At 62.4% G+C, this 19,130-nt stretch carries 13 protein-coding genes; 12 read left to right on the top strand and 1 reads right to left on the bottom strand.

The window, feature by feature from the left end; translation table 11 throughout:
* The first annotated feature begins 101 nt into the window (after window positions 1-101).
* The 8 genes from LFL96_RS19790 (at window position 102) to LFL96_RS19755 (ending at window position 14,245) form a co-directional block, all read left to right on the top strand.
* Window positions 102-1,274 carry a hypothetical protein gene (locus LFL96_RS19790; protein WP_281002410.1) on the top strand — a complete coding sequence of 391 codons (1,173 nt, stop codon included), beginning with the start codon at window positions 102-104 and terminating at the stop codon, window positions 1,272-1,274.
* Entirely contained in the window at window positions 1,271-3,589 is a 2,319-nt protein-coding gene (locus tag LFL96_RS19785; RefSeq protein ID WP_281002409.1) for a caspase family protein, read from the top strand. The genes LFL96_RS19790 and LFL96_RS19785 overlap by 4 nt, the downstream gene beginning before the upstream one ends.
* On the top strand, window positions 3,586-4,515 hold the full coding sequence (locus tag LFL96_RS19780) for a MoxR family ATPase (RefSeq protein ID WP_281002408.1): 930 nt from the start codon (window positions 3,586-3,588) through the stop codon (window positions 4,513-4,515). The genes LFL96_RS19785 and LFL96_RS19780 overlap by 4 nt, the downstream gene beginning before the upstream one ends.
* Window positions 4,515-8,741, top strand: coding sequence for an SAV_2336 N-terminal domain-related protein (locus LFL96_RS19775; protein WP_281002407.1), 4,227 nt, complete (start codon window positions 4,515-4,517; stop codon window positions 8,739-8,741). Before LFL96_RS19780 ends, LFL96_RS19775 begins: the two co-directional genes overlap by 1 nt.
* Window positions 8,742-9,120: 379 nt before the next feature.
* Window positions 9,121-9,849: a hypothetical protein gene (locus LFL96_RS19770; RefSeq protein WP_281002406.1), complete on the top strand. Its 729-nt coding sequence runs from the start codon at window positions 9,121-9,123 to the stop codon at window positions 9,847-9,849.
* 946 nt (window positions 9,850-10,795) lie between these two features.
* Window positions 10,796-11,044 carry a hypothetical protein gene (locus tag LFL96_RS19765; protein ID WP_281002405.1) on the top strand — a complete coding sequence of 83 codons (249 nt, stop codon included), beginning with the start codon at window positions 10,796-10,798 and terminating at the stop codon, window positions 11,042-11,044.
* An 851-nt stretch (window positions 11,045-11,895) separates the two neighbouring features.
* Window positions 11,896-12,927: a flavodoxin family protein gene (locus LFL96_RS19760; RefSeq protein WP_348638451.1), complete on the top strand. Its 1,032-nt coding sequence runs from the start codon at window positions 11,896-11,898 to the stop codon at window positions 12,925-12,927.
* A 67-nt stretch (window positions 12,928-12,994) separates the two neighbouring features.
* Window positions 12,995-14,245, top strand: coding sequence for a phosphatidylserine decarboxylase family protein (locus tag LFL96_RS19755; RefSeq protein ID WP_281002403.1), 1,251 nt, complete (start codon window positions 12,995-12,997; stop codon window positions 14,243-14,245).
* Between the two features lie 71 nt (window positions 14,246-14,316).
* Here the strand turns inward: LFL96_RS19755 and LFL96_RS19750 are convergent, their stop codons facing one another.
* Window positions 14,317-16,152, bottom strand: a complete 1,836-nt coding sequence (locus tag LFL96_RS19750; RefSeq protein WP_281002402.1) for a thiamine pyrophosphate-requiring protein — start codon at window positions 16,150-16,152, stop codon at window positions 14,317-14,319.
* Window positions 16,153-16,445: 293 nt separating this feature from the next.
* On the opposite strand from LFL96_RS19750, the gene LFL96_RS19745 reads away from it, so the two are divergent.
* From LFL96_RS19745 to LFL96_RS19730, 4 genes are read left to right on the top strand one after another with little or no spacing between them, the layout of a single operon-like run.
* On the top strand, window positions 16,446-17,315 hold the full coding sequence (locus tag LFL96_RS19745; protein WP_281002401.1) for an STAS domain-containing protein: 870 nt from the start codon (window positions 16,446-16,448) through the stop codon (window positions 17,313-17,315).
* Between the two features lies 1 nt (window position 17,316).
* Window positions 17,317-17,700 carry an STAS domain-containing protein gene (locus LFL96_RS19740; RefSeq protein ID WP_281002400.1) on the top strand — a complete coding sequence of 128 codons (384 nt, stop codon included), beginning with the start codon at window positions 17,317-17,319 and terminating at the stop codon, window positions 17,698-17,700.
* An 8-nt stretch (window positions 17,701-17,708) separates the two neighbouring features.
* Complete coding sequence (locus tag LFL96_RS19735) at window positions 17,709-18,098, top strand: anti-sigma regulatory factor (RefSeq protein WP_281002399.1); 390 nt, start codon at window positions 17,709-17,711, stop codon at window positions 18,096-18,098.
* A gap of 50 nt (window positions 18,099-18,148) precedes the next feature.
* Complete coding sequence (locus LFL96_RS19730) at window positions 18,149-19,129, top strand: ATP-binding SpoIIE family protein phosphatase (protein ID WP_281002398.1); 981 nt, start codon at window positions 18,149-18,151, stop codon at window positions 19,127-19,129.
* The last annotated feature ends 1 nt before the right edge of the window (window position 19,130 follow it).

The following is a 19,130-nucleotide window of genomic DNA, read 5'->3' as shown; positions in this document are numbered from 1 at the left end:
CTGAAGTCGACGCCCCGGGTTTGCGGTCGCTTCTGAAAAAGGATATCGTTCTGCGTTCAAATACAGAACGATATTTCCGCTTTCCGAGGAGCCCTCCCACCATGACCGTAGTCGTCTTCGTGCACGGCACAGGCGTGCGTCAATCCGATTTCGATACATCGTTTGAGCTGATCAAGTCGAAGGTCAAGACGCATTGGGGTCTCGATGCGTCTCCGTGCTATTGGGGGGGGGAGCTGGGGGCGACATTGCGGCAGCGAGGCGCGTCGATCCCGGATTACGAGAAGGCGAGGGACAAGCCGAGAACCGATGAACTGACCGCGTGGGAGTTGCTTTATCGTGATCCGATGTTCGAGATCAGGAATCAGGTTTCCGGACCAGACAACGGAGACGTGATCGGAAAACAGGCCCAGTGTGCGGAAAAGGTAAGGGAAGCACTGAAAGAAGGGGCGCCTGCCGATCAGTTGGAAAAGCGCGTCAAGGACGTGGGCTTTGCGCCGATATGGCAGACCGGGATTGATCATTTGTTCGCAATGCCGGGCTTCAGTGATTTCGTCAATGACGCAGGCGAGAATAGCGACTATGAGCGAGGTATTGCCCGAGCATTGATCGCGCTTGCAACCACGTCGGCTACCGCCCGGGGTGTTCCGGCACCGAGTGGAAAAGTGCGTGACGCACTGGTGGAAGCCGTGGTCGAGCGACTGGGCGGCAAGCATATGGGGGTCGGAGGCTGGGTCGTAAAGAAGCTGTGGCCGCTCGTGCAATGGCTGGGGCAACCCTATGTGGAGAAGAAACGTGGCGGCATCAGCGACGACGCGATGCCGAAACTGGGTGACATTCTCGTCTATCAACTGCGCGGCGAGAAAATCAGCAATTTCATCAAGGACAACGTCAAGGCGTGCCAGGAGCCGGTGATCGTCGTCGCGCATAGCCTGGGCGGCATAGCCTCTCTCGAGATGATGATCGACGACGATGCGCCGTCAAACGTGAAAGCACTCGTCACAGTCGGCTCGCAGGGGCCGCTCCTCTACGAGCTGGACTGTTTGCGCAGTTTGCAGGACGGCAAAAAGTTTCCTGGGGTTTTCGTGCCGTGGGTCAACGTGTACGACAAAGCCGACTTTCTTAGTTACATCGGCGAAAAATTGCTGCCCGGCTCAGTGGTCGATATTCAGGTCGACAACGACCAGCCGTTTCCCGAAGCGCATAGCGCTTACTGGCAGAACGACGACATGTGGAAAGCGCTCCGCGCCAAACTCGCGGGCGTACTCGTTCAATGACCGCATCGCAGTCAATAGGCGTCGGCGAGCGTCCTGGCACGTACGCGGTAGTCGTTGGCATCGACGAGTACGCTGAGGGTTCCGCCTGGTCGCTCAAAGGACCGGGAAAAGACGCGCTCAGGTTTACCGAGTGGCTTTGTAAAACCCAGGGCGTACCGGCGGAAAACATCAAACTGCTTCTATCGCCCAACGATGACGATCGGGAGCTGCTTTATCAGCAGGCTGCGGCGCTGGGCATCGAGCCTGGTCAGGCGACGCTGTCGGGTGTGCGGGGCGTTCTACAATCGTGGCTGCCGAAGGTCGAAGTCAGACCTGACCCTTGTCTTTATTTCTACTGGTCAGGGCACGGCGCAACGACGATCAACGGTGAGAGGCGGCGCCACATTCACTGTGCTGATTCTCGCGCAGACGAGATTGTCCCGCTCAAGGTCGATGACGTACTGAACCTGTTGCGCGTCAATCCCTTGTCACGCTTCTCCAGGCAGGTGTGCGTTTTCGACGTTTGCGCGATCTACCGGGGTAAAAAGCACGGTGCGTTCCCCGACATAACGTTGACGGCAGGGGAGCCGGGGCCGGCCATTGACCAAACTACGATGCTTTCGGCTCGCGAGGGCGAGTTGGCGAGAACGGAGGCGAAGGAAGGCAGGGGGCTTTTCTCCAGTGTTCTTTTTGAGTGGCTGGACAAGCACGGAAGTATCGAACCAGAAGCGTTGTTCAAATTTGTCAGAGCGCGTTTTGCGGAGCTACGTCGTGACAGGTTGACATCGCAACACCCCATTCTTTGTCAACTGAATTGCGGGGATGTACAACAGGAACTCGACCCTTCGGCATATTGGCGACCTACCGCGATTAAGCGGCAAATTTCGCCCGCATGGGAATGCGCGGCTCAGGAGTTCATCGACATACTCGGACTCAGCGGCGATGCCGTGGAGCGGGTGCTGGCCGTTGATCTTCCCGGCTTGCCGTCGCGGGCGGCAGTGCGAGGCCTTCACGCAAACCAGGACGAGCAGTCCGGACACGCTGTTCGTGTCGAGGCACTGGCTGACCGGCTTCATGCTCTGCATGAGGCCGGTCAGCAGGCTGCTTTCGTTCAAGGCATGAAAAACCAGAATATCGACAGCGACTGTGCGAGGGAACTCGCGAGTCTGCTCGAATCGGCAACTCACGCGGAGTACTGGGTGAAGCTGGTCCAACGAGCGGTGGACCATCACCTCGCCGATCCGGCAAACAGTGCCGTCGATCCCGATCAGCTTGTCCAGACTCATTTCGTGGCGGTCTATCCGGCAGCCGAACTTAAGGCATACGCGTCTCCCCGCAGTCTGGACGAAGCGCTATTCAGACTCCTGCAATGCGGTCAACCGGCCGCGCGAGCCAGCGCCGCCGACCGTTTTCTGGTGCGCCTCGCGCGAGTATTGAACGAAGGCCGGCTCACGAACGCGCTGACAGAAATGCTGGAGCCGGACCGATATCGGCGAATCGTCAACGAACTCGAGAACGAGATCGACGTTGCGCCGTCGGCGCCCACGCATCTGCTGATCGACTTCAACGTCGACGAAGCAGGACGGCTGCCCGAGGCTGTGGACTATTGGCTAGTGGATGCGAAGCACCCGCATCGCGTGATGAAGAGCAGCTTCGCGACAGGCCGTGATTTGAAGAAGTTCGGCGCCGAACTGGATAAGGAAATCGACAGAATCGCCACAACGGAAGGAATCGTCGTTGAGGTTTTCCTGCCCTATGAGCAGCTTTGCCAGTCGCCCGACGACTGGCTGTTGCCGGGCCCGCCGCACTCTCGCAGGACGCTTGGCAGGAAGGTACCGGTGACAGTGCGGTGGCGCGAACGTGCCATGGGGCTCCCCGGCACCGGTGGCTTGGAATGGAGGCAGGTCGGCGGCCGGCTGGCGGAAAGCACGGCTCGCATGAGAACCTGCTGGGTGAGCCTGAGCGATGACCCTGAGGACATCAACGCCGAGTTCCGCGCCACCGACGCCAACTATTGCTGTAGCTTCGATTTTTCGCCGTTCGAGGCGAGCGAACCTTTCCCCATGACGGCGCATCTGGGCGCGCCGATCGCTTCAGGCATGTCGTTTGGGGTCTGGCCGCGGAAGATGCCGGTGTCGGAAGATTTCAGGACCCTCGTGGACGAACTGTTCAGCGAGTCGGCGACGCAGGTGCCCAGCAAATTGATGTTGCGTCGCCAGACATCGACATCCAGACGAGATCCCGATTTTTCCCACATGACCCTGTTCTGGGACCACCCCGACCGCAACCCGCTCAGTGCGCAACTGGCGGAACCCGGACAACGAGACACGCCATGACGACGATCGATAACGCCAGAATCTTCCAGGGCAACGATGCCAAGCCGCACGACTTCGAACTGCCGCCCGCGCCGCCGTGGCGTCAGCGTTCGGCCGAACAGCAGGCCAAGCGGGGTGAGGCATTCAAGCCTTCGGATCCCATGATCAAGATGGTCAACGCCGCGCTGCTGCTGCGCCGGCCACTGCTGATCACGGGCAAGCCCGGCACCGGCAAGTCGTCGCTCATCTATGCGGTGGCGCGTGAGCTTCAACTCGGTCGCGTGTTGCGCTGGCCCGTCACGTCGCGCTCAACGCTGAAAAGCGCGCTGTACGAATACGATGCAATTGGCCGCATGCAGGACGCCACGCTTGGCGGCAAGGCGGGAATCGGCAACTTTATCCGCCTCGGGCCGCTCGGCACCGCGCTGATTCCGGCCAAACGTCCGCGCGCACTGCTGATTGACGAAATCGACAAGGCCGACATCGATTTGCCGAACGATCTGCTCGATGTTTTCGAGGAAGGCGAATTTGAAATTCCCGAACTGTCGCGCCTGAAAGACGAGGATCGTGTCAACGTGCGTACGTTCGATGGAGAACATTACGAAGTCGAGAACGGTCGCGTGCAAAGCGAGGAATTTCCGTTCGTCATCTTGACGAGCAACGGCGAGCGTGATTTCGCTCCCGCGTTTTTGCGACGTTGCCTGCAACTCGATGTGACCGAACCGGACGCCGATGAGTTGACGCGCATCGTGCGGGCTCATCTGGCCGAATGTGTCACCGGCGAGGTCGAGAAACTGATCAGGGATTTCGTGCAGCAGCGGAACGACCAGGTGTTGTCGACCGATCAATTGTTGAACGCGGTGTTTCTGATCCGCGGAGTGGAACCCACGGACGATGAGATCAAACAGATCAAGGACATCGTGCTGAAGCCGCTCGGTAGCGTGTGATGGACATCGAGCGCATCGTCAAGGCGCTGGCGGCTGTCCGGATCGACGCCGACGCGGTGTCGATCGCCGACATGATCTGGCTCGCGCATTGGAACAGCGCGCATGCGCCTGCCGGATCGCAAGGTGCCGTCGTATCGGCGGAGCGTGTGGTCACGGAGCATGCTCGGCAGGCGCCTGAGCGTGACGCGGCAAAGTCTGCGTCGCAGACGAAGCTCGCGAAGAACGCCGATGCTACGGCCGAAACGAAGAAAGATTCAACCGCGGACCGGGGGGCGTCCCCAACCGGAAGCGCGAACACGGAACGAAGTAATACGGAACAGAGTGACGTGTTTTCCCACGGTGGCCAGACCAACGGCACGGAACTGCGTCGTGCCCATCTGCTGCGCGTTCCGGGTACACCGGCATTGCCCGACTCGTTGGGACTTGCGCGTGCGTTGCGACCGTTTTTGCGGCGCGTGCCGTCGGCAACCTGGCGCACGCTCGACGAAACTGCGTCGGCCGAACTCAGCGCTGAGTTGAAGTCACCGATGGCGGTCATGGCGCCGACGCCGGAACGCATGTTCGACATCGCGCTGGTGATCGAGGACACGCGCGGCATGGCGATCTGGGAGCGCACGCTCGCGGAATGGGAGCGGCTGCTGCTGCGGCACGGCGCGTTTCGCGACGTGCGCTCATGGAAGTTGCGCTGGCGCGGCGATAGCGCTGAACTCGTCGATGCGGCGGATGCTGTGCATCCGTGGCAAGCGGTGCGTCAAACCCAGGGGCAACGGCTGATCCTGATCGCCACCGATGGCGTATCCGCGCAATGGCGCAACGGCGCCTGGAAAAAGGTTCTGGACGACTGGACCGCCGCCGCGACGGTGACGATCGTGCAAGTCCTCGGTGCGCGTCTCGCGGAACGAACCGCACTTGGCCCGCCATCGGTTACCTTGACGCCCACGGTTCCGCGGGCACCGAACCGGCGCTTCGCGGCGCGCGCGCCGGCATGGCTGCGCGTACCGCCGGTGGCGCTGAACGTTCCGCTTGTCTATCTCGAACGCGGCACGCTGGCGCGTTGGTCGCGGGCGGTCGTGGGTGCGTCCGCCGCGACGCAGGGCGTGGCCTTCGCCGGACCTCGGAAAACTTCCGATCCAAACATGGCGCCTGCAGCGGCACGCGAGCTGCAACCTGTCGAACCCGGGCACGCACTGCGGCAATTCCTGCAGCTTGCGTCGCCCGAGGCGCGGCAACTGGCGATCAGTTTGTCCGCCGTGCCGCTTACCTTGCCGGTCATGCGGCTGATCCAGCGCGTGACGTCCACCTCGGTGCACCACGAGCATCTGGCGGAGGTGCTGCTCGGCGGCATCGTCGAGCGCGTGACGGCCGCTGATGCGCAGGTTCCCACTGATGAAATCGAATTCGATTTCATCGAGGATGTACGCGACCAGTTGCAGTCGGCGATGACGCGCGCGCAGGCGCAGAGAGTGCTTGCCAGCACGTCGCGCTATCTTCACGAGCGGTATGGACATCCGCTCGACTTCAAGGCCTTGATCGAGTCGCCGGATGGCGACGAGTTGCTGCCGGAGAACGCGCGGCCGTTCGCGAAGTTCAGGGACATTGCCAGACAGGTGACGAAGCGATTTGCGCCGTTGCCACCATTGCCCCCGCCACCGGTCGCGGAGGTGAACGAGCCGGTGAACGATGAAGTACCTGAGCCGCTGCTGGGCGAGGCAGCCGTCGACGACTTCGTGCTGGCGATCGCGCCTTACTACGACGACATCGGCATGGCCGTGGGAGCGAAAGACTCGGCGGTCAAGTTCTTCAGATGGGTAACGGACAAAACTGGCGGTGCCGTCCCGGAAGAAAACTTCCTCATGTGCGGCGACAAAGATATTCGCAGCGAGATCACGGATGGCCTGCGCTGGCTGCGCGACCCCCGTGGCGAACTGTCTGGATCGTCATCGGCGAAGCCACAGCGCTTGCGGCGGGCATACGTGTACGTCGCGGGCTATGCGTTCACGCTCGGGGACCATTCGGCGCGTATTGTCTTCATGCCCACGGACGGCGACGCGTCGTATCCGCGAGCCGAGTTCGAGTTGAACGCGATGATCGACGGCTTGCCATTCGACGAAGTTATCCTGATCGCGGATCTGGAATTCCCGCCCACCCGCGACCTGCCGCGCAATCTGCCGTCGAAGATCGATTTGCGGAACATCGATACGCCGTATCGGGTGTTGGCGTCGCTGATCGAGTGGGCGCCGCAAGGCAAGCTCGGCAATATGACGGAGCGTCTGCTCACCGCACTCTACGGAAGCGCGCGCAATCGTCGCGGCGAGTTGATGGCAAGCGACCTGTCGCTCGTGATGATGGGACAAGGGCATCATTTCAGCTACTGGTATCGCGATAAGACAGACAGTGGCTACGACGCGCCGGTGCTGGCCGATGCCGCTACCGGCGATGTGTACGAGTTCCGCATCGCGCCGTATTTCGGTGAGCCGCGCGGCGGTACGGACATGCTGGTCATCGGCACGCGCTACCACGAACCGTCGCCGCTTTCGCTGATCAGCGATACGCTTGGCCGCATTCTCGCGCAACGGCATTACCGCCTGATCCTGCTCGGGATACCGGAGCGCGTTCCCGTCGAAATGGTCGACGCTTACATGACCACGCTGACGCATGACGGTCTCACGAGCAAGCCGATTCAACGGATGTTCGACAGCTATGAGGCGCAGGCCAATGAGGATGCGTATGATCGCGGCATCCGGGACATCAGCGACGATCTGCATGTGCAGACGACGGCCGATGCCTTGCTTGAGGCGGTGTCACGCGCGTCGGTGGTGATCGCGATCGGCAGCGGCGCCGATGCGACTCGTGTCGCGCGTGAAGCCATTTTTAGCCGCAAGCCTGTTATCGAGGTGCCGGCCGCCGGGAAATTGATTCCGGCCTTGTTTTTCAGTGAGGCCGAAACGGGGCGCCCCGATGATGATGCGGGCCTGTCGCCGCAAATGAGCGGGGGCGAGGCCACTGCGTACGTCGACAAGGCATTGGCGTCGATCGACAGCGGCGGCAATGCCTCGCTGATCAATTTCATGCCCGCCGATCCGGAGAGCGCGCTTGAACCGCTGTGCGGATTCCTGGAATCGTTTTCGCTGGCATTGCACATGAGCGAGTTGGGGCAGCGTCGGGGATGGGACGAAGAGATGCCGTACCGTTTCAGCGAAGTCACCGGCTGGAGCGACGAGACGTTCAGGTTCGTGAGAGGTCAATGCGAGTGGCTGACGCATCAATGCGTGCGCGAGTTCATCGTTCCGCTCGAAGTGCGGCTTCACCATCTGCTAGTCAACCCGAGTGTTGTGGCGATGATAAACCGGCAGTCGGGTGGTTGGATCGGCTTGGGCTCGCTATTGCAACTCGCCCTGTCGATCATCGCTCGCGCACTGGAGATGCTGCCGGGCGGATTGCCGGTTCAACCGAACGAGCACTCACATTGGCAGGTGAGGCTCGACGACGTGCTGCAAGTCATGCCGGCGATCGACTTTCATTTGCGATCGTCGGCTCACGATGACGTCGATGTGGAAAAGTCGGAATTGCCGGTCACGGTTTCCACGCTGGCGGCCGCCTACCGTTTCGCCAGCGACTTTCTGGTAAAAGACATCGAGGATCTGATCGACACCGTCAACCGTGGCGCCGCTGTGGTGGATGGTCCCGCGCTAACGATGTTGCAATTCTTCGATCGCTTTCCGGTAAGCCGGGTGTTCGACGATTCGCAAAACTACGTGGACGTGGAGCTTGATGACGGCGTCGCGATCTCTGCCGAACAGTTGAAGTCGCTTGTGTATTTATTCGATCCGGCCATGCTTGCCGAGCCCCGCTGGCGGATCAGTCGCGAAGAATGGGCGTCTCATGGCCTCTGTCGCGGCGAGGAATCCGGCAAACAGTTCTGCCTCATCCTGCTCGATACGATGCTGAAGTTCATGCGCGGCAACGTGGCTGCTTTCGACGAAGCGGAGGTCGTCGAATCGGGCTACTGGATGAACCAGCGCGATTGGGAAGTATCGCGACGGGCCACGGTCTCCGGCTTGCTGGCCGAACTGCAGAGTTCGGATCGCGGAAAGGGCGCGTTGCAGGTCCAGCTTTCAGGTCGCCGCGACGAATGGTATCTGACGCTGCATCGCGCAATCAGGGTGCTGACACCGTATCTGCGGGATGAAGATGACGTCGCCGGCGATAAACCGGTGCCAGCCTGATTTGCGAGCGTTTGCGACAGTCACGATAAACAACTCGATAGCCATGAGGTCCAGCCAGCTGGCTGCCTGGCATGGCTAAACCCAACCCGTCGCGCATCCGGGAGGAAGCGTGACGTGTCATTGATGCCCTTGACCCTGTCGTGGGTCGATGTCGCCTGCCGTCTGGCGCTGGCGGTGCTCTGCGGAGCGTTGTCCGGCATCAATCAACGCTGGAAGTGCGCTCGTGGGCGACGCGGCGATTCAGCGAGCAGCCGCGTCTGCTGGAGATCGCGGTGTCGACGGGGGCCTCGGCGGCGCGGTGGTCGAGAAACCGGTAGCGAGGTAGATGCGGCTGGGTTGCGGGCTTGGTCATTCGACATGCGGTCGTGGATCATCGACAATGCCCGATCTTTTACGAATTCAGCCTCGTCTCGCCAAGATGAATAAAACAGGAACATTGCTGATCGCCTTGATGATTGCTTCAACGCATATGACTCAGGTCCGGGCGGCATCGGAAGATCAAGTCCTGGTCGAAACAACTTCAACAGTGACGCTGACACCTGAGCAATCCGCCGCTGTCGATGCGGCAGTACGCGTCATCAAACAGAGCCCCGGGTTCGCGACGCCTCCGATAGTCAGGCGCGATGCGCAGAGAGAGCAACTGACAAAGCAGCTGGCTGCCGCTATCGGTGGTGGCGATATGATGCAGATCGAGCGCGCTCTCGCGAAAAATCTGATCCTCGCCGCAAAAGCCCGTCATCCGGACGTCAGTCAAGAGACTTGGGGGGCAGTGGAACGTCAGGTCAATGAGGATATCGATACGCTCTATAAGACGAATCTATTGAGCTACCTTCTCGTCGTGACGGACGACAAAATCCGGGCGTCCCGAGTGTCCAATGAAGAACTGAGGAAATTGATTTTCCTTTATCAGCACGAGCCTGTTCTTGCGAAGTTCGAGATCGCCACGCGCGCAGACCCTGGCAATTCGACAATTGCCTTGCTGGAGGGGAATGCGAAAGTCGTGAGCAAGCTCGTTAGTGATGGGCTAGTACTCAATAATGTCGAGTCTCGACCAGCCGTGTCGTCGTCCACGCCGGATACACCAGTCTCTTCTTCGATCACGAAGTGACGCCCAGCCAGCCTGTCCCGGCGTAATCTTTCGCTACGCTCAACGCTTATCCGTGGCGCCTCCACGTCCGGCTGCACCCGAAACGCCGCCCGATCCTGAACTGCTTGAGCCACCTCCCGCAACTGCCCTGCCAGGCCCGCTCCCGCTGCTGGCTGTCGGCGTGAAAAATGTCGTACGCACCAGCGCTTGGTTTAGCCAGGGGTTCGACGGAGCAGGGCTCCCGGTCCCACCGGTTGCTCCTGTCGGGCCGATTGCACCTGTTGCGCTGGTCGCGGTCGGGGTCGCGAGTGCCGGAACGCTGACGGTGGTGGGGATAACGGGAGCGCCGGTGCTTCGCGGAGGGCCGGGCATGGCCGAGAGCGTCGCCGCGGTGCTCTCGGGCGGCGCGCTGCTTCTGCTGGAGACGCTTCCCATCGGCGATAGTGCCGTGCTGGGACCGGGCGCGCTGATGCCTGGCGCGCCGCTACGACTCGAGCCACCGCCACTGCCGCCACTACTGCTCGCACCACCACCCCCGCCACCCGTCGCGCTCACCAACGGACTCAGACGAAGTCTCGGCGGCGTATGCGAGCGGATCAACACGCGTCGACCAGGAACCGCTTCCCCCGGGCTGGCGGCGTCATAAACCCGGAGACCGATTGGATGCGGTCTGTAACTCTGGTTGGTGCTGTATTCCACATTGCCAAGTTCGGAACCCCTGATGGGAAAGCCGCGATGATCCACGTCGCCGCCCGCGTGCAGCCGGGGCGATGCGATCCCCACGTCGATGTCGCTGCGTTCTCTGCGCGGACCGCTTGATCGAAACGGCTGTTTGCTCTTGAAGCTGACGCCGGTGACCGAACTTCCCGAAACGAACACGACGCCGTCGCGCGCCTGCTCTGCCAGCGGCCGGGTCGCATCGCGAAATTGCTTGAGGCTTTTGAAGCCCAGCGGATAAGTTCTTGGGATGACCGAGCCGCCCGTGGTGCCGGCGCTGCCTGACGTGCTCCCTGAACCGCTGCGCGCGGAACCCGACGAACTGCTCGAAACGGCCGGGCTGCTGACGGGCGGCGTCGTGCCGGGCGTGCCGCCCACTGGCGGCATGAAGCCTGGCGCGACCGGACTCGACGACACAAGCCGTGGAACAGAACCGCCCCCGCCGCTTCCACCCGTCGACCTGGTACCAGGCAAAGGCGTCGGACTTGCACTGCCGTGACCGCCCCCCGTCACCGGACTGACGGATGAACTGGACGGAGAAGCGGGCGAAGAGCCCATCGGCGATAACTGCGGGCGGGGACTGCTGGCGCCGACGCGAGTCGCGCCCGGCGGCGTCGCAAGCGCGTTGCTGCCTCCGCCGCCACCCGTCCCGAGACCCGGCATCGGGGCGAGCAAACCCGCCGACGGCGCCTGACGCGGCGGCGTGGGGGGACGCGCGACGGTGGACATCGTCGAAAGCGTCGTGGAAGGCGCGCTTCCGGTCGCGCTGGAGGGACTACTCACCACCGGGGCCGTGGTGCGACCTCTCGAACCCGATCCTCCGCCACCGCCGCCACCACCGCGACCCCCGCGCCGGTTACCCCCGCCCGATCCACCCGAGCCGCTGCCTCCGCCCGATCCGCCCGGCGAGGGGCCCGTATTGCGTTTATTTCCAAGCATCGTCGTCGCCTTGTCGCGGATGTTGATCTTCGGGTTCATGGCCGGCCGCGCGGGCCGCCAGACGACGAGTCAGGCAAAAGTCGTACCAAATATCGCGAGATGCAGGCAGGGTGTGTGTGCTCCGGCGTCTCGCCGCTTCCGATGAACCCGGTGCGTTGCCTTGAGCCCTGCAAGTGGGTGTCAAACCACCCACCAGGGTGTGGAATAACTCAGCCCCACGCAACTCCACCCACCTGGAATTGCCCTCCGATGCAAGGCAAATGCGATTCGCCCGAATACCCATGGGAACAGCCCTTGCTGAACGCCACATGCCAACAATTCATTCCTTGCGAGCTCCTCATGACCGCGAAATCCGACCCGCCCACGCCCCATCGTCCCATCACCGTCCGCAAAGGGCAGGTCACCGAAAAAATGACGCGCGACGCGTTCCGCGAGCGGTTCATGGCGCGCTTCTACGACCCGGCATTCCGCGTCGAGAACGGCGCACTCGACAGGCTCGAACTGATCGCATGGGACGCCTATTCGAACGCGCGCAAGTCGCCCGTCACCGATAAGGCGGGGCCGGGTTTCGCCGACCCCGACTACGATCTGTCGGTGGAATGGCGCGCCGCGCGGGATCGCATCGAGGCCGCGCAGACGCGGCAACGCGACGCGGCGACACCGTCGCGCGTGCTCATTGTCAATGCGTCCGCGCGAAACGACTACACCTGTCCCGGCGAAATGTCGAAAAGCTTCCGCCTTGCGACGATCGCGCGGCAGACGCTCGAACAGAAATCGTGCGAAGTCGATCTGCTCGATCTGTCCCGGCTCAATTCGGATCACGATCTGCACATTCATCCGTGCAAGGGCTGCGTATCGACGGCAATGCCGTTGTGTCATTGGCCATGCAGCTGCTACCCGAACCACTCGCTCGGTCTCGTGAACGACTGGATGAATGAAATCTACGAACGCTTCGCCGCGTGTCACGGCGTGCTGTTCGTCACGCCGGTCTACTGGTATCAGGTGCCGAGTCCGTTGAAGCTGCTGATCGACCGGCTGGTCTGCGCGGACGGCGGCAATCCTGATCCGACCACGACCCACGGCAAGAAGGCCGACGAAGCCAAGCAGATCGAACTGGACGGCTGGGACTATCCGAAACATCTGGCGGGCAGGGCGTATGGGCTGGTGGTGCACGGCGACGTCGCCGGCATCGAAGGCTCGCGCCGGGCGTTGACCGACTGGCTGGACTGGATGGGTTTCGTCGAATCCGGGTTCAAGTCGCGGCTGGATCGTTATATCGGCTATTACGAGCCCTATGCGACGAGTCACGACACGCTCGATCACGACGACGCGATGCAGCGGGAAGTCGTCAACGTGGCCGAGGCGGTGGCCAACTGCATCGAACAGATCCGCGGCGGGCACAAGGAGCCCGACGAGAATCTCGAGCTCGTGCGCGCCAAGTGAGCTCCGCCGGGCAAGGCTGGCAACCGGCATTTTCACCGGCAACGAAAACACAAAGGGAGTTCAACGCATGACGGACAACGCGATCGATCCACGCACGCAACGGCGACGGCTAGGCGAATGGCTTCCGCAAAACGAAGCGCATATGGCGAAGTTCAGAACCGACCTCGCGCAACATGCACGCGAGCGCGCCACCCACGCGCCGCGCACGAGCGCCGTCGACGAACTCGCCCGGCTCGTACTCGGCGATCCCGTGCTGCGCATGGACATGACGCGTGCGATCGGCGAGGCGCAGGAAGCGGGCTACATACTCGGTTATGCGTCGATCGACGAATTGATGGTGATCGTCGATTATCTGATGACCTATGCGCCGCCGTTCAGCGAGACGAGTCTGATTCATTGCCCGTTGAACGCGGTACTCGACTGGCCGATGTGCATGCCGTCCGGCTACGCGCTGTTCCGCGATCCCGCGCTGAACGCGCAACTCAAGCATGTGTTGAATTGCTGGTGCGGCTTTCTGGACGGACCGCGTTCTCGCGAGCATCTGAATACTTCGTCCCGCAATGGCTGGTTCAGCGCGGAAGCCGACCGGAAAATCGGCATGTCGCAGTTCCTGTGCGATCCGGACCAGCCGTATTGGGGCTTCGATTCATGGAACGGTTTCTTCACGCGCCGGTTCCGTCCCGACGCGCGGCCCGTCGAGGATGCGGAAGACCCGGCGGTCATCGTGAGTGCATGCGAGGCCGCGCCGTACAACATCCAGCACGACGTGCAGCTTTGCGACCGTTTCTGGATCAAGTCGCAGCCTTATTCGCTGCAGGACATGTTGACCGCGAGACAAACCGGGCTCGCGCGGCGCTTCGTCGGCGGATCGGTGTATCAGGCATTCCTCAGCGCGTTCAATTATCACCGCTGGCATGCGCCGGTGAGTGGCGTGGTAGTTAACGCCTACGCCGTCGACGGGACTTACTACTCGGATGCGGACTCGGAAGGCGAAGACCCCGGCGGCCTCAACGATTCCCAAGGCTATATCACGGCAGTCGCGGCGCGGGCGGTCATCGTGATCGAGAGCGACAACCGCGCGATCGGGCAGGTCGCCTGCGTGTTCGTCGGGATGGCGGACGTGTCGTCGTGCATCATCGAGGCGCTGCCCGGTCAGCGCGTGGAGAAGGGCGACGAACTGGGCTTCTTCCAGTACGGCGGCTCGACGTGCTGCATGATTTTCGAACCCGGCGCGATTCGCGACTTCATCCCGCGGCCGCCGTTCGACGATAAGGCGTCGCCCGTCAAGGTGAACACACGCGTAGCGATCGCGCGTTAGGACCACAACGCGCATCTCGCATCTCGTCACGCGCGGCTACGCCAGACGATGGCGCCGGGGCACGCCACGCATTATTTGTCGTGATGACCCGGCAGCACCGCCCCAAGCACCTGCTTCGCCGTTTCGACGATCACGTTGCCTTCGTCCGGATCGCCCTTCATCAACGTCGACGCGAACGCTTTTGCCTGCGCGAGCGTGATATGCGGCGGCAACGGCGCGATGTTCGGGTCGGCCTTCACCTCGAGCACGACCGGCCGGTCCGACGCCAGCGCTTCGTCCCATGCGGCGCCCATCTGTTCGTCGTTGTCGACATAGATGCCCTTCAGGCCGATCAACTCGGCGAACTTGTGATACGGCACCGACGGAATATCCTGCGACGCCTCGAACTTCGGATCGCCCTCCATCGCGCGCTGTTCCCACGTCACCTGGTTCAGGTCGCCGTTGTTCAGCACCATGCAGATCCAGCGCGGATCGGCCCAGTCTTTCCAGTACTTCGCCACGGTGATCAACTCGGCCATGTTGTTCATCTGCATCGCGCCGTCGCCGACCAGCGCGAACACCGGGCGCGCGGGGTGGGCGAACTTGGCCGCGATCGCGTACGGCACGGCCGCACCCATCGATGCGAGGCCGCCCGACAACGAACACATCATCCCGCGCTGGACCTTGAGGTCGCGCGCATACCAGTTCGCACAGGAGCCGGAGTCGCTGGTGACGATCGCAGTCGGGGGAATGCGGTTGGACAACTCCCACACGGTGCGCTGCGGGTTGACCGCGTCCTTGCCGGGCTCGTGCGCGCGTTTGTCGAGGGTTGTCCACCAGCTTTGCGTCCACCCTTCGATTTTCTTGCGCCACGCGCGATCCGGTTTCTGTTCCAGCAACGGCAGCAAGGCCCGCAATGTCTCCACGCTATCGCCGACCAGATTCACCTCCATCGGATACCGCAAGCTCAGCATGTCGGCCTTCAGATCGATCTGTACGCCACGCGCCGCGCCTTCCTTGGGCAGAAACTCCGCGTAAGGAAAACCCGAGCCGATCATCAGCAAGGTGTCGCATTCCGTCATCAGGTCGTAACTCGGCTTGGTGCCGAGCAAACCGATCGAGCCGGTCACCCACGGCAGATCGTCGGGCAGCACGGCCTTGCCGAGCAGCGCTTTCGCCACGCCCGCGCCGAGTTTTTCGGCGATGGCGATCACTTCGTCCGTCGCGTGCAAGGCGCCCGCGCCGACCAGGATCGCGACTTTCTTGCCCGCGTTGAGCACGTCGGCGGCTTGCTGGAGATCGTCGGGATAAGGCACAAGCCGCGGCGCGCGATAGCCGACCCCGGAATGCAGCGTGCCGTGCTTGCGGCCCGGCGCTTCGTACGGCAAGTCCTGCAAGTCGTTCGGCAGGATCAGCGCGGTCACCTTGCGTTCGGATAACGCGATACGTACCGCGCGATCCACCAGATGCCGCACCTGCGCCGGCACGGCCGCCTGTTCGACGAATGCGCCGGCCACATCCTTGAACATCGACACGAGGTCGAGTTCCTGCTGATAGTGTCCGCCGAGCGCGGCGCGCGCCTGTTGGCCGACGATCGCGAGTACCGGCATGTGGTCCATTCTGGCGTCGTACAGACCTGTAATCAGATGCGACGCGCCGGGCCCGGAGGTCGCGATGCATACGCCGAGTTCGCCGGTGAACTTGGCGTGGGCGGCGGCCATGAACGCGGCCATTTCTTCATGGCGGACCTGAACGAACTCGATCGCGCCGTCATTTACCTTCATTTCCTTGTTCTTGGCCGCCGCCGTTTGCGCGCGGTTCAACGCGCCGAATACGCCGTTGATACCGTCGCCCGGATAGCCGTAGATGCGGCGCACGCCCCATGCATGCAGCCGTTCGATGATGAAGTCGCCCACGGTTTGGGACATTGGAGCCTCCGATGTCAGGTAGCGAGAGAACCTTCAGCTTCGCAAGGAGTGTTCCGTCACAGCGAGATTGCACCTGAAACGCGATCCACCGCAGCCTTCGGGCCGCCATCGGGCGGCCTTGGTGAGCAGTTTCCGTGCCGGGCGCCGAGAATCCGGAAACAACGTGACCCACCGCACGCAACCCGCCCCGCCTGGCGCAAAAGAAGCCGCAAGGTCAAATCGCCGCAATGTATGATGTGGCACCTGTTGCGTGGGCAGACGTATCTGCAAACGTACCTAATTGGGAGCAAACATTGAGCGATCGGACAAATTTGGCAACCATTCTGGATAACCACGAAGCTTCCATCCTGTCGGCGTGGGTCGAAGGCCAGTCGGCGAGCAACGTCCGGCAAGGCGTGATCTCGGACGGCGAACTGCTCGAAGCGTCGCGCGCCTTTCTTTCGCTTTTCGCCAAGGCGATCAAGAGCGATTACGACGAAGATCTGTCCGGCGACGCGTGGCAGCCCGTCAAGGCGCACCTGTTCGCGCTGTCGCGCGAGCGGGTCTTGCAGGGGTTCTCGCCGGCGGAAACGGCCACCTTCATCTTTTCGCTGAAAAAGCCGCTGTTCGACGCGCTGCGCAGCGAAATCCAGAAGGACGGCGGGCGGCTCGCCGACGAAGTCTGGAAACTGACGCTCACCCTCGACAAGCTCGGCCTGCTGACGGTGGACGCCTACCAGCAGACGCGTCAGGAAATCATCGAACGTCAGCAGCAGGAACTGCTCGATCTGACCACGCCGGTGGTCCGGTTGTGGGAGTCGATCGTCGCGCTGCCGCTGATCGGCACGCTCGACAGCGAGCGCACCCAGGTCGTGATGGAAAGCCTGCTCGACTCGATCGTCCAGAACGAGGCGGCCATCGCGATCATCGACATCACCGGCGTGCCCACTGTCGATACGCTGGTCGCACAGCATCTGCTCAAGACCGTCGCGGCGGCGCGTCTGATGGGCGCGGAGTGCATCATCAGCGGTATCCGCCCGCAGATCGCGCAGACCATCGTGCATCTCGGCGTCGATCTCGGCGACGTGGTGACGAAGGCCACGCTCGCCGAAGCGCTGAAAGTCGCGTTGCGGCGCGTCAATCTGGCGGTCGGTAAAATCGCGCCGGCCAACCGGGACAATTGACATGGAGCAGATTCCAGTTCTCAAGCTCGGCGACTTCCTGCTGGTATCGATTCAGGTCGAGCTTCATGACGAATTGGTGCTGAGTCTGCAGGACGATCTCACGTCGCGCATCGAGCGTACGCGTGCGAAGGGCGTCCTGATCGATATTTCCGCGCTGGAAATCGTCGACTCCTTCATTGGACGCACATTGGGCCATATCGCCGCCATGGCGCGCGTGATGGACGCCGCCACCGTCCTGGTAGGCATGCGGCCTGCTGTAGCGATTACGCTGGTGGAACTGGGCATGTCGCTTCACGGTATCCGCACCGCGCTCGACGTCGACAAGGGCATGGCTTTACTCCGCGCATCGCTGGACGCTGCAGGGGAGCCGCCATCGCTAAACTAGCCGAAGTCGTGTTGGACATCCGCTCCAACGACCAGGTCAATCTCGCTCGCAAAACGGTTCAGGATTGGGCGACGAGACTGGCCTTCGGCACGCTCGAGCGGACCAAGTTCGTCACTGCCGCAAGTGAACTGGCCCGCAACACGCTGGTTCACGGCAAGGGCGGCACGCTGACGATTTCGGAAGTCAATCAGGCCGGACGGGCCGGCCTTAAACTGGTTTTCGAGGACGCAGGGCCCGGCATACCCAATATCGACAGGGCGCTGGAAGACGGCTTCAGCACGGCCAAAAGCATGGGACTCGGACTGGGCGGAGCGCGCCGGCTCGTCAACGAGTTTGAAATTACGTCCACGGTTGGACAGGGCACCCGAGTGAGCATTATTCAATGGAAGCGACGCTGAGCCTGACGGATAAAAGTGGCGTGGCGGATGTACGTCGGCGGGCAATTCATATGGCGCACGTGGTCGGCCTGTCGGAAAAGCGTCAGGCCGATGCCGCGTTGATCGTCACGGAAGCGGCGACCAATATTCTCAAATACGCGGGCCAGGGCGAAATCACGCTCGCCAATCGCGATGTGGATGGCGTGCAGGTGCTTGAAATCATCGCGCTGGATCGCGGTCCCGGCATCGCCAATCTCACGTCGGCATTGGCCGACGGGTTTTCGACCGGCGGCAGTCTCGGCGCGGGGCTGGGAACGATCCGCCGGCATGCGTCGCTGTTCGACATCTATTCGATCGCGGGCAGCGGTACCGCCTTGCTCGCGCGCATCGCCAATCCGCCGAACGTGCCGAATACGGCGAATGCGGCGAATGCTTCTAACCCATCGACTACGCCGGATGCAGGCGCGGAGTCCTTTCAGGTCGGCGTCAAATCGACGCGTAAGTTCGGCCAGGAGGTCTGCGGCGACGCGTGGGGCGTACGCCGGGTCGGGCCGAATCTGTGGGTGACGCTACTCGACGGTCTGGGGCACGGCCCGATGGCGGCCGAGGCCTCGAATCGCGCGGTCGGCGTATTTCTCGAAGCCGATCCGGCCGATCAACCGGCCGACGTGCTGCGGCGCGCGCATCAGGGCATCAAGGACACGCGCGGCGCGGTGATGGCCGTCGCGATGTTCGACCGGGCCAGCCGGACGATGTCGTTTGCCGGCGTCGGCAATATCGTCGGCATCGTCGCGAGCGCGGAGGAAACGCAGCACCTCATTTCGACCGACGGCACCGTCGGCTACAACATGCGCGCGGTGCGCCCGCGCGAGGCGTCGTGGACGAAGGGCAGCGTGTTCATCGCGACCACCGACGGTCTGTCGACCCGCTGGAACCTGACGCGCCACCCGGGGCTCGTGCAACGCCATCCCAGTCTGATCGCCAGCGTGCTGCACCGCGATTTCGCACGCGATGCGGACGACGCCACGATCATCGTCGTCAAGGCAGCCTGAC

This window comes from Paraburkholderia sp. D15 (assembly GCF_029910215.1).
In the GTDB taxonomy this organism is placed as follows: Bacteria; Pseudomonadota; Gammaproteobacteria; order Burkholderiales; family Burkholderiaceae; genus Paraburkholderia.
This window is presented reverse-complemented; position numbering and strand designations above follow the sequence as displayed.